This is a genomic window from Stenotrophomonas sp. X, assembly GCF_055721025.1.
Genome location: NZ_CM146756.1, coordinates 4,050,401 through 4,072,937, shown reverse-complemented (window position 1 = coordinate 4,072,937; position 22,537 = coordinate 4,050,401). Strand labels below are relative to the sequence as shown.

Genomic DNA, 22,537 nt, shown 5'->3' with positions numbered 1-22,537 from the left:
CGGAACGGGCGGGCCGTACGACGTGGGGGTCAGCCGATCATGGCCAATTTTTTCGGTTGCTGCTGCAACCACCAGGAAGGGAGTGGCAGGGCTGCGCCCTGCACCCGTGGTAGTGCCGGCCGCTGGCCGGCAACCTCAACAGCATCAGCTGGGCTATCCGCGGGACCCAGCCCGCCTTCGACAGTTTCCTGTGGCTGTTGGTAGGTGTCGACCTTGGTCGACACGATGGATCCACGTCATGCGTGGCTGATGGGGAACGACGAAAATGAAATTCCGTTCATCTTTCCCACTTTGCCGATTCCGGTTGTTGGTGAGGATTTGGCATCATTGGGGCATTGATCCGTCGACAGGGCATGAGGCCATGAAACGTTCCCGCACCACCGCGCTGCTGATGATGAGCGCCGCGCCGCTGCTGTTCACCGCCTGCCAGAAGGAGCCGGAAGTGAAGGTGCAGGAAGGCCTGTACACCTCGGTCGAGGCCTGCACCGAGGCCACCGGCGACCCGTCGTCGTGCCGCAATGCCTTCGCCGAAGCGCAGACGCAGGCCGCCGATGCGGCGCCGAAGTACGCCAGCAAGGAAGCCTGCGAGAAGGATTACAAGCCGGAGCAGTGCGTGCAGCAGCACACCTCGGCCGGCACCTCGTTCATCGGCCCGATGATGATGGGCTTCTTCATGTCGCAGATGCTGAGCAACCGCGGCGGCCTCGCCCCGCAGGCGCCGGCGTCGGCACCGGCTTACCAGGACAAGAACGCTGGCTGGGCGCGCCCGGCACCGGGCGGCACCGGTGGCCTGAACACCGCCAGCGGCATCGGCGCCGGCAAGGCCGGCCTGGCACCGGTCACCAGCGAACCGAACCGTGCGGTCACTGCCAGCCGTGGTGGCTTCGGCAACACCAGCGCACGCCGCAGCACCAGCGGCAGCTACGGCGGCTGATCGACCCATGCAGCGCATCCGGATTGCCGAGCGTGCCCAGTGGCGGGCACGCGCGGAGGAAGCGGGTTTCCGTTTCCATACCATCGATGGCCAGCCCTACTGGGATGAAAGCGCGTACTACGCGTTCACCCTGCGCCAGATCGAACAGGACATCGAAGACCCCAGTGCCGAGCTGCACCAGATGGCGCTGGATCTGGTCGGTGATGTCATCGGCAGCGAGCGGTTGATGGACCAGCTGGCGATTCCGTCGCATTACCGCGACTGGATCGCCGACAGCTGGCGCCAGCGCCAGCCGCACCTTTACGGCCGCCTGGACCTGGCCTACGACGGCACCGGTCCGGCCAAGCTGTACGAGCTGAACTACGACACGCCGACCTCGCTGTTCGAGGCCAGCTTCTTCCAGTGGCAGTGGCTGGAAGACCAGCGCAACGCCGGCCGCCTGCCGCAGCATGCCGACCAGTTCAATGCGATCCATGAGGCACTGGTCGAGCGCTTCGGCGAACTGGCCACGCAGCTGCCGCCGCCGCTGTACTTCAGCGCGGTGGGAAGCTCGGAAGAAGACCGTGGCACGGTCGAGTACCTGCGCGACTGCGCGTCGCAGGCCGGCCTGCATGGCCAGGCCATCGCGATCGAGGACATCGGCCTGTCCGAGGACGGCCGCTTCACCGCGCTGGATGATTCGGTGATCGGCACGCTGTTCAAGCTGTACCCGCTGGAAGACCTGATGGCCGAAGAGTTCGGCCGCGCGCTGCCTGGCTCGGGCGTGCAGCTGCTGGAGCCGGCCTGGAAGGCGGTGCTGAGCAACAAGGGCATCCTGCCGCTGCTGTGGCAGCGCAACGTGGGCCATCCGAACCTGCTGGAGGCGCACTTCGATGACGGCAGCACGCTGGCCCCGGGCTGGGTGCGCAAGCCTCTGTTCTCGCGCGAAGGTGCCAACATCGAGATGCACCTGGCCGATGGCAGCACCCAGCGCAGCGACGGTCCCTATGACGGCCCGGCGATCATCCAGCGCGCCCATCCGCTGACCCGCTTCGAAGGCGGCTACCCGCTGATCGGCAGCTGGGTGGTGGGTGACCACGCCTGTGGCATCGGCATCCGCGAGGACGACAGCGCGATCACCCGCGACAGTGCGCGCTTCGTGCCGCACGCGATCGTCGACGAGGCGCCGACGCGGATCTACGTCTGATGACGGTGCGGCGTTGGCCTGGCCGGCATGGACGTGCCACGCCTGCGCCGGGCCGGCATTTCGATGACGGGCGCAGCCTGCAGGCCTTCGCGGACCGCGTCGCGGTGCGTTGCCACCGCTGCGATGCCCCCGGTTGGGTGATCGCCCGCTGGGAACCCTATCGATGGACCGCGCGTTTCCGCTGCACCGCTTGCAGCGCTGCATTGGACAGCGGCGACTGGGTGGGTGCAGTCCGCATTCTGGGCCGCCAGCCCTGTGGATTCTGCGGGCATCAGTGGCTGCATGTGTGTCGGCCGATTCCCGCCGGCATTCCCGCGCCTGCCTCCTTCCCCGCCCGATGCGCACAGTGCGATCGCAGCACCGAGGTCACGGTGTTGACGCGTCCCCTGCGTGACGCCGAGCCTGCCGATCCGCATTTCGGTCTGCCGCTGCGCCTGGTCGAATCGACCCGCGCGGGCCTGCTGTGGGCCTACAACGCCGAACATCTGCAGGCACTGCACGAATACGCGGGCGCGACGCTGCGCGAAGGCCGCGGCCATCATCGATCCATGATCTCGCGCCTGCCGCAGTGGATGAAGCTGGCCCGCAACCGGGTGCTGCTGCAGCGTGCGGTGGAGCGGTTGCAGCGGCGCTTGCTGCAGGGGTAGGTAGTGCCGGCCGCTGGCCGGCAGCCGAGCATGGGCTCGGCGCTACAGACAACCCGATCCGTGTAGAGCCGAGCCCGCGCTCGGCTCAGAGCAGCCCTTCGCGCTTCACCGCCAGGTAGCGCTCCACCAGCGCGCCGGGCAGGGCGTCGGCGGTGACGTCCAGCACCATCACCTTCTCGCTGCGCAGCGCTTCGTGCGCCTTCGCGCGCTGCTGCAGGTACAGCGCGCCGGCACCGGCCTGGGTGGCGTCTTCCAGTGTCTGCACTTCGCCCTCCAGCACGCCGTCCAGCTCGCGCTCGCGCAGGCTGGCCACGCACACCAGGTGGCGCCGCTGCAGCAGGCGCACCGCCGCCAGCAGGTCTTCGATGTCTTCATCGCGCACGTTGCTGACCAGCATCACCAGCGCACGTCGCCGCTGGCGCAGCGATACCTCGGTGGCGGCGGCCAGGTAGTCGGTGGCCACCGCGCGTGGCTGCAGATCGTAGCTGGCGCGCAGCAGGTGCTCGACCGTGCCCATGCCGCGCTGCGGCGCGACCCAGCGGCGTTCGCCACCGGCAGCGAACAGGCCGGCGGCATCGCCCTGGCGCAGCGCCAGGTAGGCCACCACCAGCGAGGCATTCAAGGCATGGTCGAAGTGCGAGAGCCCGCCTTCGCTGGCCAGCATGCGCCGGCCACTGTCGAGCATCAGCAGCAACTGCTGGTTCTTCTCGTCCTGGTACTCGCGCGAGATCAGCTTGCGCGCACGCGCGGTGGCCTTCCAGTCCAGCTGGCGCAGGCTGTCGCCGACGCGATACTCGCGCATCTGGTGGAAGTCGGTGCCTTCACCACGGCGGCGCTTCACGTGTGCACCGACCAGCCGCGAGGCCTGGTCGGCACTGAACAACGCAAAGCGCGTGAGCGGGACGAAGTTCGGATAGACCCGCACGTCCAGTGCGGGCGGCAGCGTGCGTTGCTGCCACCACAGGCGCCACGGCGAGCGCATGCGCAGGTGCACGCCTTCGAAGCGGAAGTGCCCGCGCTGCAGCGGCTGCAGGTGATAGTGCAGCGTGGAGGCGCTACCGGCCCGCAGGCGCACGCGCTGTGGCAGCGATTCCAGCGGCCAGCCGCCGGGGACCAGGTCGAACACCTGCACCGTCATCGCTTGCTCGGCCTGCAGCCGCAGCGCCGCCTCGCGGCGCACGCCCAGCGCCAGCGCTTCGGGCAGTTCGCGCTGTACCTGCGGCGACGGACGCCGCGATTGCCGCCACAGGTCGAACAGCGCAGGCAACGCGATGGCCGCCGCGGCCAGCGCCCAGCTCCAGCGCGGCAGCAACCCGCCCAGCACCAGGCCGCCCAGGGCGGCCCAGGCCAGCAGCAGCGCCAGCAGCAGCGGGGCAGGCCTCATCGGCGCGGTGCTTCCACCTTGGCCAGCAGTGCGCCCAGCACGTCGTCGGCGTCCTGGCCTTCGATCTGCAGCTCCGGGGCCAGTGCAATGCGGTGGCGCAGTGCCGGGCGAGCAATGTCGCGCACGTCGTCGGGCGTGACGAAGTCACGGCCGGCCAGCACCGCCTGCGCGCGCGAGGCACGCACCAGCGCGATGCTGCCGCGCGGGCCAGCGCCGACCGCGATGCCTGGCCACTGCCTCGTGGCCGCCACAATCCGGACCGCGTAGTCGATCACTTCGTCATCGACGGTGATCGCCGCGGTCGCACGCTGCAGTTCCAGCAGTTCGCCGGCACCGAGCACGCGTGGCACCTGGCTCAGGTCGAAATCGCTGGCGGCACGGCCACTGGTGATCGCGGTCACCATGCGCTTCTCGTCCTCCAGTTGCGGGTAGTCGATCAGCACCTTCAGCAGGAAGCGGTCCAGCTGTGCCTCTGGCAGCGGGTAGGTGCCTTCCTGCTCCAGCGGGTTCTGCGTGGCCAGCGCCATGAACGGCGGCGCCAGGGTGAACGCCTTGCCTTCGATGGTCACCTGGCCTTCCTGCATCACTTCCAGCAGTGCCGACTGGGTCTTGGCCGGCGCACGGTTGATCTCGTCGGCCAACAGCAGATTGGTGAACACCGGGCCACGGCGGATCCTGAAGCTCTCGCTCTTCGGGTCGTACACCGCATGGCCACTGACGTCGCTGGGCATCAGGTCGGGGGTGAACTGCACGCGGCCATAATCCAGCTCCAGCGCCTGCGCGAGTGCCCGCACCAGCAGGGTCTTGCCCAGCCCGGGCACGCCCTCGATCAGCACATGGCCACCGGCCAGCAGGGCCACCAGGATCTGGTCCAGTACATCGGCCTGGCCAATGAAGGCGTGGCCGACGGCATCGCGGATGGCATCGACGCGTTCGATCAGGCGGGCGTTGGCGGCCGCCGGCAGCTCGGGGGCTTCGGTCATAGCAGGGATCTCATCTGGAGCAGCAAGCGGATGCGCTCGCGCAGGGCGGAGGAATCGTGCGGCGGAGGCGGCGTGAGCGCGCTGGCAACGCGGCCTTGCGGCCACTTCAGCAGTTCGGCGATGGCCTGTTCGCGGGGGGCGCCCTCCAGTGCGGCAGCCACCGGTGCGCGCAGGCGCAGGCGATGCAGGAACAGGGCGAGCACGGCGTGGTACAGGCGCGCGCCGTGGCCGAAGCGCAGCAGCAGCTCGCCGCTGGCACGCACGTGTTCCAGCAGCGAGCGGCGTTCCAGCACCGGCGACGGCAGGCGGCTGCCGAAGCGTTGCGAACGGCCCCACAGCCAGCCCAGCAGGGCCAGCAGCAGCGGCGCCCACACCGGCCAGCCCTGGTAGAACAGGCGCGCCCACAGCGACGGCGGGCGGCTGGCGTAGACCAGCCAGAAAGTGCCCTTGCCATAGTTCGGATCGAGCAGATAACGGGTCAGGTCGCGGTGCGAGAGATCGTGCAGGCCGTCGCTGGCCTTGCCCGCAGCCGACGCCAGGCGTGCTGCCGGCGAATCCACCTCGCCGCGCATGAACTCCATGTCGGCCAGCACGCTCACCTTGCCCTGCCCGTGGCGCAGTCGCGCGAACACCAGGTTGCGCTCGTTGCCCCAACGCCGTTCGGCTTGTGTACGGGCGGCAAAGCCCAGCGTGAAGCGGCGACCACCGCAGAATTCCACATGGCTGGGATCGTCGATGACGTGGAACGGCTGGCAGTCGCTCTGCTGGTACAGGCTGTCCACGCCGAGCTGGTCCAGCAGCGGTCCCTGCGTACTGCTGGCGTCGTCCTCTGCGGGTGGCGGCGTACGCACCAGCAGATGGCCACCACCATCGACCCAGGCCAGCAGGGCCCTGGCCGCCGGTGCCGGCAGTTCGCTGCTGTCCTGCAGCAGCACCACCGTATCGCGCGGACCCAGCGCCATCTGCTGCAGGTCCAGCCGCGGCCGCGAGTGCACGTCGATGCCATCGGCGCGCAGTGCCTGGCCAAGCACGTACAGCGGGTTGTAGCCAGCTTCGCCCTGCGGCGGCAGCTGCACGGTCTCGGTCACCCGCTCATGCGTGCGCAGAAAGAGGATCGTCAGCGGTACGCCGAGCAGCACCAGCCCGCCCAGCAACAGCGACCAGAACAGGCGCGGGCTCATGCCAGCCACCGGTACTGCTGGCGCAGTGTGTCGGCCAATGCATCGAAATCGGCGCGGCTGGGCAGGCGGCCACCGTAGGCGGCGTACTGCCACATGCGCACGATGCGCGCGAACAGGTCACGGTCGGTGGCATTGGGCATGCGCCGCGAGGCGCGAAGGCATTGCGCTTCGGTGGCACCGGGCGGAAGCGCGATGCCGCTGCGCTCGCCCACGGTGCGTACGCTGGCGCGGTACAGCAGGGCCAGCGCCTGACGCGGCCGGCCCTGGTCCCACAGCAGGCCGGCCTGGGTGGCCACGTCCGGCGGCAGCACGACCGGCAGCTCCACCTGTTCCTCCACCACCTGTGGTGCAGCCTCGGCCTTGCGCCGGCCACTGCCGCGCAGCCACGGCAGCCACAGACGGGCGGTCAACAACAGCACCAGCAGCAGGACGCCCAGCAGGCCCCACAGGCCCCACTCGGCCAGGCGCGCCAGCCAGGCAATGCTGGCCTTGCGGTTGCTGCGCTCGCCCTTGTCGCTGCCGTCGCTCTGCAGCGCCTTGTCTTCCTTCTTTTTTTCCTCGGCCTGTTCGATCGGCTTCCAGCGCGTGACCTGGCGGGTCGGGCGCTGCAGCGGATCCTCATAGGCGCGGTTCACCGCCTGGCGGAAACCGGCGGTGTCCACCGGCGCCGCACCGAAGATCATCGCCGGCGTATTGGCCGGATCGTTGGCCGCAGTGGCGGGTTCTTCCGCACGGCCCTCGTCCTCTTCGGCATCGCCGGCCTGCTCAGCGACTGTCTGCGCGTCCTGCGCATGCACTGGCGCGGAGGCCAGCGGCAGGGCAAGGCACAGCAGCAGCGCCAGCGTCGATGCTGCCGGCAGCAGCCGCTCGCGCAGGCGGCGCAGGGCGATCTCCACGTCCCACGCTTCCATCTGCGTACGCCGGTTCAAGTACAGGCCGAAGCCGGCGCCGACATAGAACGGTCCGATCAGCACCGATGCCAGCCAGCACGCCAGGTTGAAGCCCAGCTGCGCCCAGGCAGGCGTGTCCTGGCCGATCATGTCCCATGCGGCACGCCATGATTCGGACATCAGCTCCAGTGGCATGAACATGAACACCGCGCCGATCGCGCCGGACACCAGCACCCCTTCAAAGGCCATGCAGGCCACGGTCAGCACGACGGCGGCGCCCGCAGCACCGGCCGCCACGGCGCGGCGGCGTGCACCGCGCTGGGCCGGCGCGTTGCCTTCCAGCAGGTTCACCGGCAGGCACAGGCTGCGCAGCACGCTGAAGCGGCGCCAGCCCAGGTAGCCCCAGAAGCCTGCATTGCCCCAGCTGCGCTGCGCACGCAGCGCTGCCAGCGCGCCCACCGGCTCACCGAAGATGCCGCGCGACAGCACGTACAGCGGTGCGCGCTCGAACAGCGGCTTGCACCACCACATCGCCAGCCAGGCCCAGCCGAACGCATCCAGCCACCAGCCCAACGCGTTGAAGATCACGAACAGCGGCGCACTGGCCAGCAGCCAGCTGCCCCACACCGCACGTGCGTGGCGGCGCGACAGGGCGCTGCCCAGCTCCATCGCTTCCCAGCCACTGCGCGCGCGCAGCGCCACGTCCAGGCGGTCAATGCGCATTGCCGCCTCCGCGCCCGCCGCGCCACAGCCACAGCAGCACGCCGGCCCACAGCACGCCGGCCACGCTGAACTTGCCCCACGCCGGCACTTCGGCAATCGACGACCAGAACGCTTCGATGAACGCGGCCACCAGCAGCATGAACGCCACGCCCAGGCACAGCCGGGCCCCGATGCGGCCGCCTTCGACCAGGGCATCCAGGCGGCTGCGCCGGCCGGGGGCCAGCAGTTTCATGCCCAGCTGCAGGCCGGCACCGCCGGCGATCACGATCGCGGTCAGCTCGAACGCACCATGGCCTGCGACGAAGCGCCAGAACGGATCGCCATGGCCGATGTGCTGCAGGTGGCCGGCCACTGAACCGATGATCACGCCGTTGAACAGCAGCACCAGCAGCGTGCCCAGGCCGGCCAGCAGGCCACTGGCGAAGGTACGCAGGGCGATGCTGATGTTGTTCAGGATGTAGTGGCCGAACATCATCCAGTCCGTGCCGCTGTCACGCCCGAGGCGTTCGGCCGCTGGATCGTACATGCGCTCCATCTCGGCGATCTGGCGGTTGTCCATCACCATGTGGATCAGGTCCGGGTAGAGCTGCGCCAGCACGAAGCAGGCCACCGCCGGCAGCGCGAATATCGCCAGTGCCACCCACATGCTGCGCGCCTGGCTGCGCACCAGCAGCGGGAAGTCGGCCACCAGGAATTCCAGTGCACCGCGCCAGCGCGTCGGCGGCGTGCGGTACAGCACACTGTGGCCCTGCTGCATCAACTGCTGCAGGCGCTGCACCAGCTGCGGGCTGTAGCCGCGCTCGCGGGCCAGTGCCAGCTGCTGGCACAGGCGCCGGTAGCGCTGCGGGAAGGCGGCGTCGTCCACTGCCAGCGCGCTGGCCTTGCGCCGCGTGCGCCGCGCAGCACCAGCACGCAGCAGCAGCCAGTGTTCCAGGTCCTGCCATTCCTGCTGGTAGCGGGCGACGAACTGTTCCTGCTTCATCGCCGCCCCAACAGCCAGTTGGCCATGGCATACAGGCGCAGTACGCCGACCTGGCCGTGGGTGCCGGTCAGCGGTTCGGCGATGCCGGCCAGTTCCTGCTGGCGGGCCGCCGAAAGCCGTGGCGCGCGCTCGGCGAAGGCCATCAGCGCGGCCTGCTCTTCCGGTCGCAGCGGCTGCGGCGGGGCCAGCACGCTGTCGATGGTGGGCGGAGGCGGCAGGTACAGCGCGGGCGCATGCACCACCACGGTGCCGGCCACCAGATCGCCCAGGCGACGGCCATGGGGATCGAACAGGCTGCTGATCAGGCCCAGTGCATAGCCGAACGGCAGCATGTCCACGGTGCGCAGCAGGTTGCGGGTGATGGCAGCCATCCAGCCTACCGGCGCGCCATCGCGCGCAAGCACGCGCAGGCCCAGCGCGCGCTTGCCGAGCGTACGGCCCCACAGCGCTTCGCAGACGATCGGGTAGGCCCAGTACACCAGGAACATCAGCACCAGGCCGAGCCCGGAGCCGAACGAATCCAGCAGTGCCAGTGGAATCGACATCACCACCAGTACCGCGATGCGCACGCCCAGATCCACCAGCCACGCCATCGCCCGTGGCACCGGGCCGGCTGCCGGCAGCTGCAGCGGCACACCCTCCGGCGTCACCACCTCGCGGTAGGTATCGAGCATCGGTGCGGCCATCAGTGCGATGGCCTTCGTTGTGGGCGCCGGAGTCCTCTCCGGCAGGCAGCCACAGGCATGGGGGTCTCGACAGGTCCTGGTCGGGCCCAGACTTTAGCAGAGCCGCATGGCGGCGTTGGCTGCTCAGCCCAGGTATTCGTCCTTCAGCCGCACGTAGTGGTCGGCCGAGTAGTGCAGCGACTCGATCTCCTTGTCGCTCAGCGTGCGGGCCGGGCGGGCCGGATTGCCCACCCACAGCTCGCCTTCGCCGACCACCTTGCCCGGGCCGACCACCGCACCGGCGCCGACGAAGCCATGGCGCTCGACGCGCGCACCGTCGAGGATGCAGGCGCCCATGCCGATCAGGCTGTAGTCGCCGATCGTGCAGGCATGGATGATGCAGCCATGGCCGACGGTCACGCCTTCGCCGATCAGGGTCGGGTAGCCGGCCTTGTTGTAGGGACTGTGGTGGCTGACGTGGATGATGGTGCCGTCCTGCACGTTGGTGCGTGCGCCGATGCGCACGTGATTGACATCACCGCGGATGACCGTGCCCGGCCACACCGATACGTCCTCGGCCAGCTCCACGTCACCGATGACGGTGCAGGCCGGATCGATGTACACGCGCTCGCCGAGGACGGGCATCTTGTCGCGGAAGGGGCGCAGCGGGTTCATCGGTGTCTCCGGAAATCAGGGCGTTCGCGACGATGATACCCGTGTGGTAGTGCCGGCCGCTGGCTGGCAACGTCAATGGGCGTACCTGGAATTCTGGGGTTGCCGGCCAGCGGCCGGCACGACCGGAAGCAGCTGCGGCTCTTCATGCCGGCGCGTGCTTGGCCAGCACCTGCCGGAACAGCTCATCCAGCCACGCCGCATCACCGTGTCCAACGGGCAGCTGTGGCGCCTGCGCAGTCCGGGTGGCCAGCTCATGATCGATGAAATCGCTGATCGCCGCGATGCGGGGTCCGGCATTGACCTCGGCACTGGCGCGTTTCACTACCAGCAGGGCATCGATGGCTTCACGCACCGGGCCATGCGGCAGCAGTCGATCCAGCAGATCCTCGAAGGCCATCGGCGGAGGTGTCTGCTCGTGCTCGATCCACTGGCAGGCCAGCAGTGGGCGCAGCACGTACAGGTACTTCTTGGTGCGTACCATCTCGCCACGCAGGTACCCGCGATGGTTCGAGCGCGCCATGCTGAAGTAGTGCCACCACGTGCCCAGCGGCGAATAGAAGGACTTTGCGGCCTCCCACAGCTGCACCACGGCGGCGTCGTCCTGCCGGTACACGATCGGCGAACGCAGCCATTCGATCAGTGTCGGATTGGATTTTGAGACCAGCCGCAGTGCCTTGCGCAGGTCCCAGCCGCTGACGTCGAGCTCATCGTCGATCGGCAGTTCGATCACATCGCGCTGCGCTTCGCCGGGACCGGTGCTCTCGTTGACGCTGAGATACCACGGCTGGCGATGCACGTAGATGAAGCGTGCGTCGTAGTCGCTGTCCGGCGAAGAGAAGCCCCAGCCACGGCTGCCGGATTCGCAGGCCAGCAGCACGCGTACGTCGTAGCGCTGTTCGATGTCGGCCAGGGTGGAAAGGATGGCGGCGCGCTTGTCCGGCGCGATCGGGTGGATGTCGTCCATGCAGTTGTGTTCTTAATGTCGAGCGTTCTCGACTGTAGCGCAGGTCTGCATCGCTGCGCTCGCCGGGCATGGCCCGGCGCTACCAGAGGGTGACGTTCGTCGACGAGGCATGACGGGGTAGCGCCGGGCCAAGCCCGGCGAACGCGATCACGGTTCGTAGCTGTAGCCCATGCCATACACCGAACGGATCGGTTCGCCTTCCATGCCGGCGTCGGCCAGCTTGCGGCGCAGGTTGCGCACGTGGCTGTCGACGGTGCGGTCGACCACCACGCGATGGTCCAGATAGAGGCGGTCGAGCAGCTCGTCGCGCGCCCAGATCCGGCCCGGCGTGGCCAGCAGCGTGCGCAGCAGGCGGTATTCGACCGGGGTCAGGTCCAGGCCCTTGCCGTTCCAGGTGGCGCGGGCTGCCGGTTCGTCGATATGCAGCCCGCTGTTGGCCCGCGCATCGGGGTCCGGGCGGTAGCGACGCAGCACCGCCATCACCCGTGCGACCACTTCGCGCGGACTGAACGGCTTGCAGATGTAGTCGTCGGCACCGATTTCCAGGCCCAGCAGGCGGTCGATCTCTTCCACCCGTGCGGTGACCATGATCACCGGCACATCGCTGCTGGCGCGCAGTTCGCGGCACAGGTCCACGCCATCGCGCTGCGGCAGCATCAGGTCCAGCAGCACCAGGTCGGGCTGGTAGCGCGCGAATGCGTCGATCACCTGGCCGCCATCGTCCACCCATTCGCTGGTCATCCCGGCGGCGGCCAGGTAGTCGCGCAGCACCGAGGCCAGGCGTGGCTCATCCTCGACGATCAGGATCTTCGCGGACGCGGCGGGGGACGGGCTCATGCAGGCTCCGGCAGGGTAATGACCACGCGCAGCCCGCCCAGCGGCGAGGGCTCGGCGTGGATGAGGCCGTGGTGGGCGAGGATGATGTTGTGGCTGATGGCCAGGCCCAGCCCGCTGCCGCCGCTGGCCCGGTTGCGCGAGCTCTCCACCCGGTAGAAGCGCTTGAACAGCAGCGCGCACTTGTCGGCCGGCACGCCTGGCGCGGTGTCTTCCACGATCAGCTGCACGCCGGCAGGCGCGCGCGCTGCCTGCACGCGTACGCGGCCCCCGGCGTGGGTGTAGCGCAATGCGTTCTCCAGCAGATTGGCCAGCACCTGCTGCAGGCGCCGTTCGTCACCGGATACCTGCAGCGGTGTGGCGGGCAGGTCCTCCTCCAGTGCCAGCCCCGCCGTTGAGAAGCGCACGCGCATGCCATTGAGCTCGCTGCGCAGCAGCGCCGCCAGGTCCAGCGGCGCGAAGCGGTAGGCCAGGCCGCCGGACTGGGTCATCGACAGGTCGTGCAGGTCGTCGATCAACTTGCCCAGTTGGCGGATCTCGCCCTGCAGGGCACCGAGGTTGGCGCGGTCCAACGGGCGGATGCCGTCCTCGATGGCTTCCAGTTCGGCACGAACCACCGCCAGCGGCGTGCGCAGTTCGTGCGAGATGTCGGCGATGAAGGCACGGCGGTTGCGCTCGGTGTCGTCCAGCGCCTGCGCCATCCGGTTGAAGTCGTTGACCAGTGCATCCAGCTCGTCATCGCTGGTGCGCTCGATGCGGGTGGCGTAGTCGCCAGCGGCGAGCCGGTGGGTGGCCGCCGCCAGTTTGGCCAGGCGCTGGCGCAGCGCGCGCGATACCAGCCAGGCCAGCAGTACCGTCACCAGCAGCAGCGCGATGCCGATCACCCACCACGCGCGCACCTGGGTGTTGTAGAAGTTCAGGTCGTTGGTGGCGATGACGGTCTGGAACGGCACCATGCCCAGCCAGCCGACCGTGTGCCCGTCCACCTGCACGGCGTGCGGCTCGTCGTCGCTGGTGGCATCCGGGTTGCCGGCTACGAACCGATGCTGTGCATCGAACAGGCCCAGGCGGGAGGGAACGCCGGTCTGGTCGGACAGCGGTGGCACGGGCCCCTCGTGCCCATGGGCCAGGTCCGGGCGCAGCAGCCGCGCCCAGCGGTCACTGTCGCCGCGCAGATGCTCCCAGCCGCCGTGCGCGCTGTACTCGCGCTGCAGGTGCGGCATCACCCGCTGCATGCGCAGATCGCCCTGGTCATTGAGGTAGTCCAGGAAGCCGGTCTGGAACGCCACGCGGCTGGCAATGCCGTTCACTGCCAGCACCAGCAGGCAGGCGGTGAAGATCGCGAGGAAGGTCTTCGCGGTCAGGCCGAATTTGAGTCGAATCTTCGCCATCGCCGGGCCATTAGCGGCGCATGCGGCGCCGAAAGCAAGCGCCCGCTGAGCCGGTCGCACAATCTCCATATTCTCTGCACAGTTCCACGGCAGCGTGCACGGGTCAACGCAAGGCCCCCACGCCCCCTCATGTCACTCCTGCGCCCGCTGTCCCGTTCTCCCCGTCCGCTGTTGCTGCCCCTGCTGCTGGCCCTTGCGGCCTGCTCGGCGGGCAGGTCCGAGGCCCCGGCCATCCCTGAAGTGGGCGTCATCACTGCCAGCGCACAGCCGCTGGCGCTGCAGCAGATCCTGCCCGGTCGCGCCGTACCGTTCGAGGTGTCCGAGGTGCGCCCGCAGATCGGCGGCCTGGTCCGCCAGCGGTTGTTCACCGAAGGCCAGCAGGTCAGCGCCGGCCAGGTGCTGTACCAGATCGACCCGGCGCCGTACCAGGCCGCCTTCGATACCGCGCGTGGCCAGCTGGCGCAGGCCGAGGCCACTGTGTTGTCGGCGCAGCCGAAGGCCGAGCGCACCCGCACGCTGCTGGGCATGGATGCAGCGAGCAAGCAGGACGCCGACGATGCCACCTCGGCGCTGAAGCAGGCACAGGCGAACGTGATCGCCGCGCGCGCCGCATTGCAGGCCGCGCGCATCAACCTTGACTACACCCGGGTGACTGCACCGATCGCGGGCCGCATCGGCACCTCCAGCGTTACCGCCGGCGCGCTGGTTACCGCCGGCCAGGACGCGGCGCTGGCGACCATCCAGCGGTTGGATCCGGTGTACCTGGATGTCACCCAGTCCAGCACGCAGATGCTGGCGCTGCGCAGGCAGCTCGATGCCGGCCTGGTGAAAGCCATCGACGGCAAGGCACAGGTGAAGGTGCTGCTGGAGGACGGCAGCACGTATGCGCATGAAGGAACCCTGGAGTTCGTCGGCAGCGCAGTCGACCCGGGCACCGGCAACGTGGTGCTGCGCGCGGTCATTCCGAACCCGGAGGGCCTGCTGCTGCCGGGCATGTACCTGAAGGCGGTGCTGCCGATGGCCACCGATGCGCGCGCCCTGCTGGTGCCGCAGAAGGCGGTGCTGCGCAATGAACGTGGCGAGCCGTTGCTGCGCCTGCTCGACGCAAAGGATCGCGTGGTCGAGCGCCGGGTCAGCACGGGCCAGGTAGTGGGCAACCAGTGGCAGATCACGCAGGGCCTGAAGGCCGGCGAGCGGGTGATCGTCAGCAACGGCAGCGCGGTAGCGCCTGGCCAGCAGGTGCAGGCGGTGGCGGCCACCACCGCGCAGCTGGCCGCAATGCCGGCGATCGACCCGAATGGCAACACCGACGAAACGTCGCACTGAGGCCTGCCACACATGGTTCGTTTCTTCATCGACCGGCCGATCTTCGCCTGGGTGATCGCCATCGCGGTCAGCCTGCTCGGCCTGCTCGCGATCCTGATCCTGCCGGTGGACCGCTATCCGCAGATCGCCCCACCCACCATCACCATCCGCGCCACCTACACCGGTGCCTCGTCGCAGACCGTGGAAAACGCGGTCACCCAGGTCATCGAGCAGTCCCAGCAGAGCCTGGACCACCTGATGTACATGACCTCCACCAGCGCCTCCGACGGCTCGGCGCAGGTCAACCTGGTGTTCGCCACCGGCACCAATCCGGACACCGCGCAGGTGCAGGTGCAGAACCAGCTGCAGGCGGCCATGGCCACGCTGCCGCAGGCGGTGCAGCAGAACGGCCTGACCATCACCAAGTCCAGTGGTTCGATCTTCGAGGTGCTGTCGTTCACCAGCGAAGACGGCAGCATGGACAACTTCGATGTCGCCAACTTCATGGAAGCGCGCATCGATGACCAGATCAGCCGCGTCAGCGGTGTCGGCAACATCCAGCCGATCGGCCAGGAGTACGCCATGCGCATCTGGCTGGACCCGGAGAAGATGCGCCAGTACGCGCTGATGCCGTCGGACATCGAGACCGCGCTGCAGGCACAGAACACCGACGTCTCGGCCGGTGAACTCGGCGGCCAGCCGGCACTGAAGGGCCAGCAGCTGGACGCCACGGTCACCGCGCGCAGCCGCCTGCACACGCCCGAACAGTTCGCACGGGTGGTGCTGAAAGCCGATGCCAGCGGCAGCGTGGTGCACCTGGGTGACGTGGCGACGATCGGCCTGGGCCCGGAGAGCTACGACAGCATCAGCACCTTCAACGGCAAGCCGTCGGCGTCGCTGGGCATCGAGCTCAATGCGGGCGCCAATGCCATCGCCGTGTCCAAGGCCATCGAGACCCGCCTGCAGCAGTTGCAGAAGCACTGGCCGCACGGCTACACCTACCATGTGGCGTTCACCACCACGCCGTTCGTGACGATCTCGCTGAAGGAAGTGGTGATCACCCTGATCGAGGCGGTCATCCTGGTGGTGCTGGTGATGTACCTGTTCCTGCAGAACTGGCGCGCCACCCTGATCCCGACCATCGCGGTGCCGGTGGTGCTGCTGGGTACGTTCGGCGTGCTGGCGGCATTTGGCTATTCGATCAACACGCTGACCATGTTCGCACTGGTGCTGGCCATCGGCCTGCTGGTGGACGATGCCATCGTGGTGGTGGAGAACGTGGAGCGGGTGATGACCTTCGAAGGGCTGGCGCCGAAGCCGGCCACGCTGAAGGCGATGGGCCAGATCACCGGCGCGCTGGTGGGCATCGTGCTGGTGCTGACCGCGGTGTTCCTGCCGATGGCGTTCTTCAGCGGTGTCACCGGCGTGATCTATCGCCAGTTCTCGGTGACGATCGCCGCCGCGATGATCCTGTCGGTGCTGGTGGCGATGACCATCACCCCGGCGCTGTGCGGCAGCATCCTGCACCCGATTCCCAAGGGCGGCCATCCGCATGGCGACCACGGCGGCGAGCCGGGCCTGCTGGGCAAGTTCTTCATCTGGTTCAACCACCGTTTCGAGCGCACGTCCAATGGCCTGCGTCGCCGGGTGGATGGCTTCCTTGGCCGGCGCACGCTGGGCGTGGTGCTCTACCTGGCGCTGAGCGTGGCCACCGGCCTGCTGCTGTGGCACCTGCCCGGCGCGTTCCTGCCCGACGAGGACCAGGGCATGCTCAACGCGCTGGTGAAGCTGCCGGCCGGTGCCACCCTGGAGCAGACCCGCGCGGTGATGGATCGCCTGAGTGCCGCCGCGGTGAAGGACGACGGCGTGCTGTCGATCCAGGCCACCGCCGGTTTCAGTGTCACCGGCAGCAGCCAGAACGTCGGCCAGGCCTTCATCCGCCTGAAGGACTGGGATGACCGCAAGGATGACGCCGACACCATTGCCGCGCGGTTGACCGCGGCCATGGCCAGCGTGCCCGATGCGCAGGTGTTCATCACCTCGCCACCGGCCATCCTTGGCCTGGGCGATGCGGGCGGCTTCACCCTGGAACTGCAGGACGAAGGCGGCGCCGGCCATGCCGCCGCCGTGGCCGCGCGCAACACGCTGCTGAAGGAGGCCGCCAGGGATCCGAAGCTGGTCAACGTGCGCTACGCCAGCCTGGAAGACGCGCCGGTGTATGCAGTGAAGGTGGACGACGCCAAGGCGCAGGCGATGGGCGTGAATCCGCAGGACATCAATGACACCTTGAATGCGGCCTTGGGTGGCGACTTCGTCAACAACTTCATCTACAAGGGCCGCATCAAGAAGGTGTTCATCCAGGGCACGTCCGAAGCGCGCATGCAGCCGCAGGACATCGAGCGCTGGAGCGTGCGCAACCAGGTTGGGCAGATGGTGCCGCTGTCGTCGCTGGTCAGCGCGCACTGGTCCAGCGCGCCGGCCGCGCTGCAACGCTACAACGGCATCTCGGCGATGGAGATCACCGGCCAGCCCGCGCCCGGCGTCAGTTCCGGCGAGGCGATGGCCGAGATCGCGCGCCTGGCCGACAAACTGCCGGAAGGCTTCAGCCATGCCTGGTCGGACATGGCCTACCAGGAACAGCTGTCGGGCAACCAGGCGCCAATGCTGTACGCCATCTCGCTGCTGTTCGTGTTCCTGTGCCTGGCCGCGCTGTATGAAAGCTGGGCGGTGCCGCTCGCGGTGATGCTGGCGGTGCCGGTGGGCGTGTTTGGTGCGGTGCTGATGATGAACCTGCGTGGCCTCAACAATGACGTGTACTTCCAGGTCGGCCTGCTGACCACGATTGGCCTGGCGGCCAAGAACGGCATCCTGATCGTCGAGTTCGCGCGCATCCTTGAACAGCAGGGCAGGAACACCCGCGAGGCGATCCTGCAGGCGGTCTATCTGCGCCTGCGGCCGATCGTGATGACCTCGCTGGCGTTCCTGATGGGCGTGCTGCCGCTGGTGTTCGCCACCGGCGCCGGCTCGGCCGCGCGCCGCTCGCTGGGTACCGGCGTGGCCGGCGGCACGGTCGCCTCGATGGTGCTGGGCATGTTCTTCGTGCCGTTGTTCTACCTGCTGGTGCGCCGCCTGTTCCCGGGCCGCGCGCCGGCCCACGCCGCGGCCCCGGAGGCAAGCCCATGAGGCCGATGCTGCTGCGCGCCCTGGCGGCCGCAATGATCACCACGGTGCTGGGTGGCTGCGTGAGCATGGCGCCGCATTACCAGCGGCCCGAGGCACCGGTGCCGGCACAATTCGGCAATGCCGCCACGGGCGAGGCCGAGCCAGCACTGGCGGCGCCAGCCTGGCGCGAAGTCTTCCTTGAGCCGCGCCTGCAGCAGGTGATCGCGCTGGCGCTGCAGAACAACCGCGACCTGCGCGTGGCCATGCTGCAGGTGGAGAAGGAGCGGGCGCAGTACCGCATCCAGCGCGCGGCGCTGCTGCCGTCGGTGGATGCCAGCGGCAGTGTCACCCGCTTGCGGGTGAGTGATGCCAACAGCGAGACCGGTGCCACCCAGGTGACTGAATCCGATGCCGTGCAGGTGGGTATCAGCAGTTGGGAACTGGATCTGTTCGGACGCATCCGCAGCCTGAAGAACGAGGCCCTGCAGAACTGGCTGGCCAGCGCCGAGAACCAGCGCGCCGCGCGCACCAGCCTGGTAGCCGAAGTGGCCACGGCGTGGCTGGCGCTGGCAGCGGACGAGCAGTCACTGGCGTTCACCCGGAAGACCCTGGACAGCCAGCAGCAGACCCTGCAGCGCACCGAGGCCCGCCACGCCCAGGGCCTGGCCTCGGGCCTGGACCTGTCGCAGGTACAGACCAGCGTCGAAGCCGCGCGCGGTGCGCTGGCCAAGCTGCAGACGCAGCAGGCGCAGGATCGGGATGCATTGCAGTTGCTGGTGGGGGCGCCGCTGGATGCGGCCCTGCTGCCAACTGCGCAGGCGCTGGATGGCAGCGTGACACTGGCGCCGCTGCCGGCCAACCTGCCGTCCAGCGTGCTGCTGCAGCGCCCGGACGTGTTGTCCGCCGAACACGCACTACAGGCGGCCAATGCCGATATCGGTGCCGCGCGCGCCGCATTCTTCCCGACGCTGACCTTGACCGCCAACTACGGCCACAGCTCCACCGCGTTGTCGACGCTGTTCTCGGCCGGCACCCGTGGCTGGTCGTTCGCGCCCAGCATCACCGCGCCGATCTTCCACGCCGGTGCGCTGAAGGCCTCGCTGGATGCCTCGAAGATCGGCAAGGACATCGGCATTGCGCAGTACGAGAAAGCGATCCAGCAGGCCTTCAGTGAAGTAGCCGATGCGCTGGCCACGCGCGATCACCTGGCCACACAGATGGACGCACAGCGCGCGCTGGTGGCCGCCAGCCAGCGCAGCTACACGCTGGCCGATGCGCGTTACCGCACCGGGCTGGACGGTTATCTGCAGGCACTGGATGCGCAGCGCAGCCTGTTTGCCGCACAGCAGGACCTGATCGCGCTGCAGCAGCAGGAAGCGGGAAACCGGGTGACGTTGTTCAAGGTGCTGGGCGGCGGGGCCGACGCACGGTAGCGCGTTCGCCAAGGTGGGTGCGTGTTCCGCTCCGGTGGGTGCCGACCTTGGTCGGCACACATGCACGGAGTATCGCTATCGGATGACTCGTGCCGGCCAAGGTCGGCACCCACCAGAAGCGGACGGTCCCGCGTTACGCCACGCGGCCGCGGCGCGCGCGCTCCAGGTGCACCAGCAGCAGTGAGATCGCTGCCGGGGTCATGCCCGGGATACGCTGCGCCTGGCCGATGGTCTGCGGGCGCACCCGCTCCAGTTTCTGCAGTGCTTCGGCCGACAGCCCGCGCACGGTCGCGTAGTCGAACGCCTCGGCGATCGGCGTGGCCTCATGCCGCTGCTGGCGCTCGATCTCCTCGCGCTGGCGGTCCAGGTAGCCGGCGTACTTCACGCCGATCTCCACCTGCTCGGCCACCTTGGCGTCGGCCACGGCCGGCCCCAGCGATGGCACCTGCATCAGCTGCGCGTAATCCAGCTCGGGGCGCTTGATCAGGTCCAGCACGTTGGTCTCGCGGCTGACCGCCACGCCCAGCGTGTCCTGTACTTCGCGGCCCAGCGCATTGGCCGGGGTTGCCCACAGCGCGCCCAGGCGTGCGCGCTCGGCAGCAACAGCGGCCTGCTTGGTCTCGAACGCACCCCAGCGACGATCATCCACCAGGCCCATCTCGCGGCCGGTCGGGGTCAGGCGCTGGTCCGCATTGTCCTCGCGCAGCTGCAGCCGGTACTCGGCGCGGCTGGTGAACATGCGGTACGGCTCGTTGGTGCCGTGGGTGATCAGGTCATCCACCAGCACGCCCAGGTAGGCCTCGTCGCGGCGCGGGCACCAACCGTCCAGCCCACGCACCTGGCGTGCGGCGTTGAGGCCGGCCAGCAGGCCCTGCGCGGCGGCCTCCTCATAGCCGGTGGTGCCGTTGATCTGGCCGGCGAAGAACAGGCCGTTGACCAGCTTGGTCTCCAGCGAAGCCTTCAGCCCGCGCGGATCGAAGAAGTCGTACTCGATGGCGTAGCCCGGGCGGGTGATGTGCGCGTTCTTGAAGCCACGGATGCTGCGCACCATCTCCAGCTGCACGTCGAACGGCAGCGAGGTGGAAATGCCGTTGGGGTAGATCTCGACGATGCCCAGGCCTTCGGGTTCGACGAAGATCTGGTGGCTGGCCTTTTCGGCGAAGCGCACCACCTTGTCTTCGATGGACGGGCAGTAGCGCGGGCCGATGCCTTCGATCTGGCCGCTGTACAGCGGCGAGCGGTGCAGCGCGTCGCGGATGATCTGGTGGGTCTGCTCGGTGGTGTGGGTGATCCAGCAGCTGACCTGCTGCGGATGCTCGTCCACCGAGCCGAGGAAGGACATCACCGGCCGCGGCGAATCACCCGGCTGCTCGTCCATCACGCTGTAGTCCAGCGAGCGGCCATCGATGCGCGGCGGCGTGCCGGTCTTCAGGCGGTCGACCTGGAACGGACGCTCGCGCAGGCGCGCCGCCAGCGTGGTGGCCGGCGGGTCGCCCATGCGGCCGGCGGCGTACTGGGTCGGGCCGACATGGATCTTGCCGGCCAGGAAGGTGCCGGCGGTCAGCACCACGGCCCCGGCGTCGAAGCGCAGGCCGGTCTGGGTAATGACCCCGCGCACGGCGTCGCCTTCAATGACCAGGTCATCGACGGCGGCCTGGAACACGGTCAGGTTGGCCTGGCCTTCGACGATGGCGCGGATCGCCATGCGATACAGGTTGCGGTCGGCCTGGCAGCGGGTGGCGCGTACGGCCGGGCCCTTGGAGGCGTTGAGCGTGCGCCACTGGATGCCGGCGCGGTCGGCGGCATGCGCCATCGCACCGCCCAGGGCGTCGATTTCCTTGACCAGATGGCCCTTGCCGATGCCGCCGATGGCCGGGTTGCAGCTCATCGCGCCCACTGTTTCGATGTTGTGGGTCAGCAGCAGGGTGCGCACGCCGGTACGGGCCGCGGCCAGCGCGGCTTCGGTGCCGGCGTGGCCACCGCCGATGACGATGACGTCGTAACGATGGAAGGACGGGTTCATGGGGCTGTTCAGCTGGGGGCGGGCGCGGCCGGGGCGGCACCGGGGTGGCGATTTTAGCGCCATTCGGGGCTGGGACGTCGGCGCCGGCCGGCTCCCGTCGAAATCAGCCCTAAAGTTGGCAGGATTTTTGCAGATAACCCAATAGCACCCACCGTGGCTGGCGCCGCAGGCGCCCGTGACCGGAATTGGAACAGGGGCCGGTACAGGCGCACGGTGGGGGAGCAGGGGGCCGGCAGTCGGGGGACTGCCCGGCCCTGTTTTTTTCTGGAGGCAATCGGGAGAGCTCCATCCACGCATGGTGTGGATCTACTGATGTCGGGCCTTGGGTAGATCCACGCCATGCGTGGATGCCGTGGCGGCGGCACCAGAACAACGTGCCCCAAAAACAAACGGCCCCGCACTGCGGGGCCGTCTGCCTTCAGAGGTGCCGACATCCGACAGGGCCGGAACAGGGGGGATCCAGATGTTCCTGTCGGATATCGACGTAGAGCTTTTTGCGGCGGCCCGTGTCGTTTTTGTCACTTTGTGACGCGGGCCGTCACTGGCCCCGTAGAGTGCGGCTTGGACCGTGTGAAATGCAAGACGGTTCAACGCTCAACTGTGCGCTGCGTCCCACGATCCATGTTGCGCCAGGGGGAACCGTTCATTCTTGGCGCACTCGGCGCCGGAGCCGGACGGGCCGGCGGCGGGGGCGCAGAGGGCTGGATGTTCGATTGCGGCGGCCGGCGCATCGAGTCCATGTTCCGCCACGGCGAACCGCCGTTGTACGACGGCCGCGACGGCGGTGGCGGGCGGTTCTCGCCGCCGTTGCCGGGTGGGCGCGGTGGCGGGCGGTGGTTGTGCGGCGGGCGGTAGATCGGGCGCGAGTAATACGGATTGCCATAGCCGCCGTAGTAGCCGCCATAGCCGCCGTAGTACGGGTAGCCGTAGTTGTAGGGATAGCCGGCGGGGTAGCGGTACTCCACCGACGGCGCACCGTGGTAGTAGCTGCCGCTGCGGCCACCGCCGACATAGTCGTAGGTGGTGCAGCCGGTCAGGGCCAGCATCAGGCCACCGGCAAGCATCAGGCGCGTTTTCATGGTGGGTCCCCCCAGAGGACGGGTTGTACAGGGAGCTTCATGCGCAGGCGTTGAATCGGCCCTTAACTTCACTGTCCAGGATGAATGGAGGTGAAG

Annotated in this window: 19 protein-coding genes; 6 read left to right on the top strand and 13 right to left on the bottom strand. The window is 68.5% G+C overall.

The genetic code is table 11. From position 1 onward, the window contains the following. Positions 1 to 29: 29 nt before the first annotated feature. A complete protein-coding gene (locus ACZ75I_RS18690) occupies positions 30 to 224 on the bottom strand; it encodes a hypothetical protein (protein WP_472958504.1) in 195 nt (64 codons plus the stop codon). Between the two features lie 137 nt (positions 225 to 361). On the opposite strand from ACZ75I_RS18690, the gene ACZ75I_RS18685 reads away from it, so the two are divergent. The 3 genes from ACZ75I_RS18685 to ACZ75I_RS18675 are packed head-to-tail and all read left to right on the top strand — an operon-like array spanning position 362 to position 2,767. Next, entirely contained in the window at positions 362 to 934 is a 573-nt protein-coding gene (locus tag ACZ75I_RS18685) for a DUF1190 domain-containing protein (protein WP_472958503.1), read from the top strand. A gap of 7 nt (positions 935 to 941) precedes the next feature. Further along, positions 942 to 2,120, top strand: a complete 1,179-nt coding sequence (locus tag ACZ75I_RS18680; RefSeq protein ID WP_139727962.1) for a glutathionylspermidine synthase family protein — start codon at positions 942 to 944, stop codon at positions 2,118 to 2,120. Beyond that, positions 2,120 to 2,767, top strand: coding sequence for a hypothetical protein (locus ACZ75I_RS18675; protein ID WP_472958502.1), 648 nt, complete (start codon positions 2,120 to 2,122; stop codon positions 2,765 to 2,767). Before ACZ75I_RS18680 ends, ACZ75I_RS18675 begins: the two co-directional genes overlap by 1 nt. A gap of 85 nt (positions 2,768 to 2,852) precedes the next feature. On the opposite strand, the gene ACZ75I_RS18670 is transcribed toward ACZ75I_RS18675, so the two are convergent. The 10 genes from ACZ75I_RS18670 to baeS form a co-directional block, all read right to left on the bottom strand. Then, the gene (locus ACZ75I_RS18670; RefSeq protein ID WP_180869415.1) at positions 2,853 to 4,151 is read right to left on the bottom strand and encodes a DUF58 domain-containing protein; all 1,299 of its coding nucleotides are present in this window, start codon (positions 4,149 to 4,151) and stop codon (positions 2,853 to 2,855) included. Then, positions 4,148 to 5,134 (bottom strand): AAA family ATPase, encoded by a 987-nt coding sequence (locus ACZ75I_RS18665; RefSeq protein WP_180869416.1) that lies wholly within the window; start codon positions 5,132 to 5,134, stop codon positions 4,148 to 4,150. Before ACZ75I_RS18665 ends, ACZ75I_RS18670 begins: the two co-directional genes overlap by 4 nt. Beyond that, positions 5,131 to 6,315, bottom strand: coding sequence for a DUF4350 domain-containing protein (locus ACZ75I_RS18660; protein WP_061479014.1), 1,185 nt, complete (start codon positions 6,313 to 6,315; stop codon positions 5,131 to 5,133). The genes ACZ75I_RS18665 and ACZ75I_RS18660 overlap by 4 nt, the downstream gene beginning before the upstream one ends. Then, positions 6,312 to 7,928: a DUF4129 domain-containing protein gene (locus tag ACZ75I_RS18655; RefSeq protein WP_472958501.1), complete on the bottom strand. Its 1,617-nt coding sequence runs from the start codon at positions 7,926 to 7,928 to the stop codon at positions 6,312 to 6,314. The genes ACZ75I_RS18660 and ACZ75I_RS18655 overlap by 4 nt, the downstream gene beginning before the upstream one ends. After that, positions 7,918 to 8,910 carry a stage II sporulation protein M gene (locus tag ACZ75I_RS18650; RefSeq protein ID WP_180869418.1) on the bottom strand — a complete coding sequence of 331 codons (993 nt, stop codon included), beginning with the start codon at positions 8,908 to 8,910 and terminating at the stop codon, positions 7,918 to 7,920. Before ACZ75I_RS18650 ends, ACZ75I_RS18655 begins: the two co-directional genes overlap by 11 nt. After that, positions 8,907 to 9,596 carry an RDD family protein gene (locus ACZ75I_RS18645; protein ID WP_072168016.1) on the bottom strand — a complete coding sequence of 230 codons (690 nt, stop codon included), beginning with the start codon at positions 9,594 to 9,596 and terminating at the stop codon, positions 8,907 to 8,909. The genes ACZ75I_RS18650 and ACZ75I_RS18645 overlap by 4 nt, the downstream gene beginning before the upstream one ends. Positions 9,597 to 9,719: 123 nt before the next feature. After that, positions 9,720 to 10,250, bottom strand: a complete 531-nt coding sequence (locus ACZ75I_RS18640; protein ID WP_061479018.1) for a gamma carbonic anhydrase family protein — start codon at positions 10,248 to 10,250, stop codon at positions 9,720 to 9,722. 142 nt (positions 10,251 to 10,392) lie between these two features. Beyond that, the gene (locus ACZ75I_RS18635; protein WP_180869419.1) at positions 10,393 to 11,214 is read right to left on the bottom strand and encodes a nucleotidyltransferase domain-containing protein; all 822 of its coding nucleotides are present in this window, start codon (positions 11,212 to 11,214) and stop codon (positions 10,393 to 10,395) included. 147 nt (positions 11,215 to 11,361) lie between these two features. Further along, positions 11,362 to 12,051, bottom strand: coding sequence for a response regulator (locus ACZ75I_RS18630; protein ID WP_180869420.1), 690 nt, complete (start codon positions 12,049 to 12,051; stop codon positions 11,362 to 11,364). Further along, positions 12,048 to 13,439 (bottom strand): sensor histidine kinase efflux regulator BaeS, encoded by a 1,392-nt coding sequence (baeS, locus tag ACZ75I_RS18625; RefSeq protein ID WP_346476471.1) that lies wholly within the window; start codon positions 13,437 to 13,439, stop codon positions 12,048 to 12,050. Before baeS ends, ACZ75I_RS18630 begins: the two co-directional genes overlap by 4 nt. 129 nt (positions 13,440 to 13,568) lie before the next feature. Here baeS and smeA point away from each other — a divergent pair, with 129 nt between their 5' ends. The 3 genes from smeA to smeC are packed head-to-tail and all read left to right on the top strand — an operon-like array spanning position 13,569 to position 19,339. Then, complete coding sequence (smeA, locus tag ACZ75I_RS18620; protein ID WP_472958500.1) at positions 13,569 to 14,765, top strand: multidrug efflux RND transporter periplasmic adaptor subunit SmeA; 1,197 nt, start codon at positions 13,569 to 13,571, stop codon at positions 14,763 to 14,765. Positions 14,766 to 14,777: 12 nt separating this feature from the next. Beyond that, a complete protein-coding gene (smeB, locus tag ACZ75I_RS18615; RefSeq protein WP_472958499.1) occupies positions 14,778 to 17,927 on the top strand; it encodes a multidrug efflux RND transporter permease subunit SmeB in 3,150 nt (1,049 codons plus the stop codon). Continuing rightward, positions 17,924 to 19,339 carry a multidrug efflux transporter outer membrane subunit SmeC gene (gene smeC / locus ACZ75I_RS18610; protein WP_472958498.1) on the top strand — a complete coding sequence of 472 codons (1,416 nt, stop codon included), beginning with the start codon at positions 17,924 to 17,926 and terminating at the stop codon, positions 19,337 to 19,339. The genes smeB and smeC overlap by 4 nt, the downstream gene beginning before the upstream one ends. Before the next feature lie 133 nt (positions 19,340 to 19,472). Here the strand turns inward: smeC and mnmG are convergent, their stop codons facing one another. Beyond that, entirely contained in the window at positions 19,473 to 21,362 is a 1,890-nt protein-coding gene (mnmG, locus tag ACZ75I_RS18605) for a tRNA uridine-5-carboxymethylaminomethyl(34) synthesis enzyme MnmG (RefSeq protein WP_180869425.1), read from the bottom strand. Positions 21,363 to 21,949: 587 nt separating this feature from the next. Then, positions 21,950 to 22,441, bottom strand: coding sequence for a hypothetical protein (locus tag ACZ75I_RS18600; protein WP_049415731.1), 492 nt, complete (start codon positions 22,439 to 22,441; stop codon positions 21,950 to 21,952). Between the last annotated feature and the right edge of the window lie 96 nt (positions 22,442 to 22,537).

Coding starts and splice junctions, on each gene's coding strand:
- ACZ75I_RS18660 (WP_061479014.1), bottom strand. CDS start 6,315: ATGAGCCCGCGCCTGTTCTGGTCGCTGTTGCTGGGCGGGCTGGTGCTG.
- baeS (WP_346476471.1), bottom strand. CDS start 13,439: ATGGCGAAGATTCGACTCAAATTCGGCCTGACCGCGAAGACCTTCCTC.
- ACZ75I_RS18635 (WP_180869419.1), bottom strand. CDS start 11,214: ATGGACGACATCCACCCGATCGCGCCGGACAAGCGCGCCGCCATCCTT.
- smeA (WP_472958500.1), top strand. CDS start 13,569: ATGTCACTCCTGCGCCCGCTGTCCCGTTCTCCCCGTCCGCTGTTGCTG.
- ACZ75I_RS18685 (WP_472958503.1), top strand. CDS start 362: ATGAAACGTTCCCGCACCACCGCGCTGCTGATGATGAGCGCCGCGCCG.
- ACZ75I_RS18640 (WP_061479018.1), bottom strand. CDS start 10,250: ATGAACCCGCTGCGCCCCTTCCGCGACAAGATGCCCGTCCTCGGCGAG.
- ACZ75I_RS18665 (WP_180869416.1), bottom strand. CDS start 5,134: ATGACCGAAGCCCCCGAGCTGCCGGCGGCCGCCAACGCCCGCCTGATC.
- ACZ75I_RS18645 (WP_072168016.1), bottom strand. CDS start 9,596: ATGGCCGCACCGATGCTCGATACCTACCGCGAGGTGGTGACGCCGGAG.
- ACZ75I_RS18670 (WP_180869415.1), bottom strand. CDS start 4,151: ATGAGGCCTGCCCCGCTGCTGCTGGCGCTGCTGCTGGCCTGGGCCGCC.
- ACZ75I_RS18600 (WP_049415731.1), bottom strand. CDS start 22,441: ATGAAAACGCGCCTGATGCTTGCCGGTGGCCTGATGCTGGCCCTGACC.
- ACZ75I_RS18675 (WP_472958502.1), top strand. CDS start 2,120: ATGACGGTGCGGCGTTGGCCTGGCCGGCATGGACGTGCCACGCCTGCG.
- ACZ75I_RS18680 (WP_139727962.1), top strand. CDS start 942: ATGCAGCGCATCCGGATTGCCGAGCGTGCCCAGTGGCGGGCACGCGCG.
- ACZ75I_RS18650 (WP_180869418.1), bottom strand. CDS start 8,910: ATGAAGCAGGAACAGTTCGTCGCCCGCTACCAGCAGGAATGGCAGGAC.
- smeB (WP_472958499.1), top strand. CDS start 14,778: ATGGTTCGTTTCTTCATCGACCGGCCGATCTTCGCCTGGGTGATCGCC.
- mnmG (WP_180869425.1), bottom strand. CDS start 21,362: ATGAACCCGTCCTTCCATCGTTACGACGTCATCGTCATCGGCGGTGGC.
- smeC (WP_472958498.1), top strand. CDS start 17,924: ATGAGGCCGATGCTGCTGCGCGCCCTGGCGGCCGCAATGATCACCACG.
- ACZ75I_RS18655 (WP_472958501.1), bottom strand. CDS start 7,928: ATGCGCATTGACCGCCTGGACGTGGCGCTGCGCGCGCGCAGTGGCTGG.
- ACZ75I_RS18630 (WP_180869420.1), bottom strand. CDS start 12,051: ATGAGCCCGTCCCCCGCCGCGTCCGCGAAGATCCTGATCGTCGAGGAT.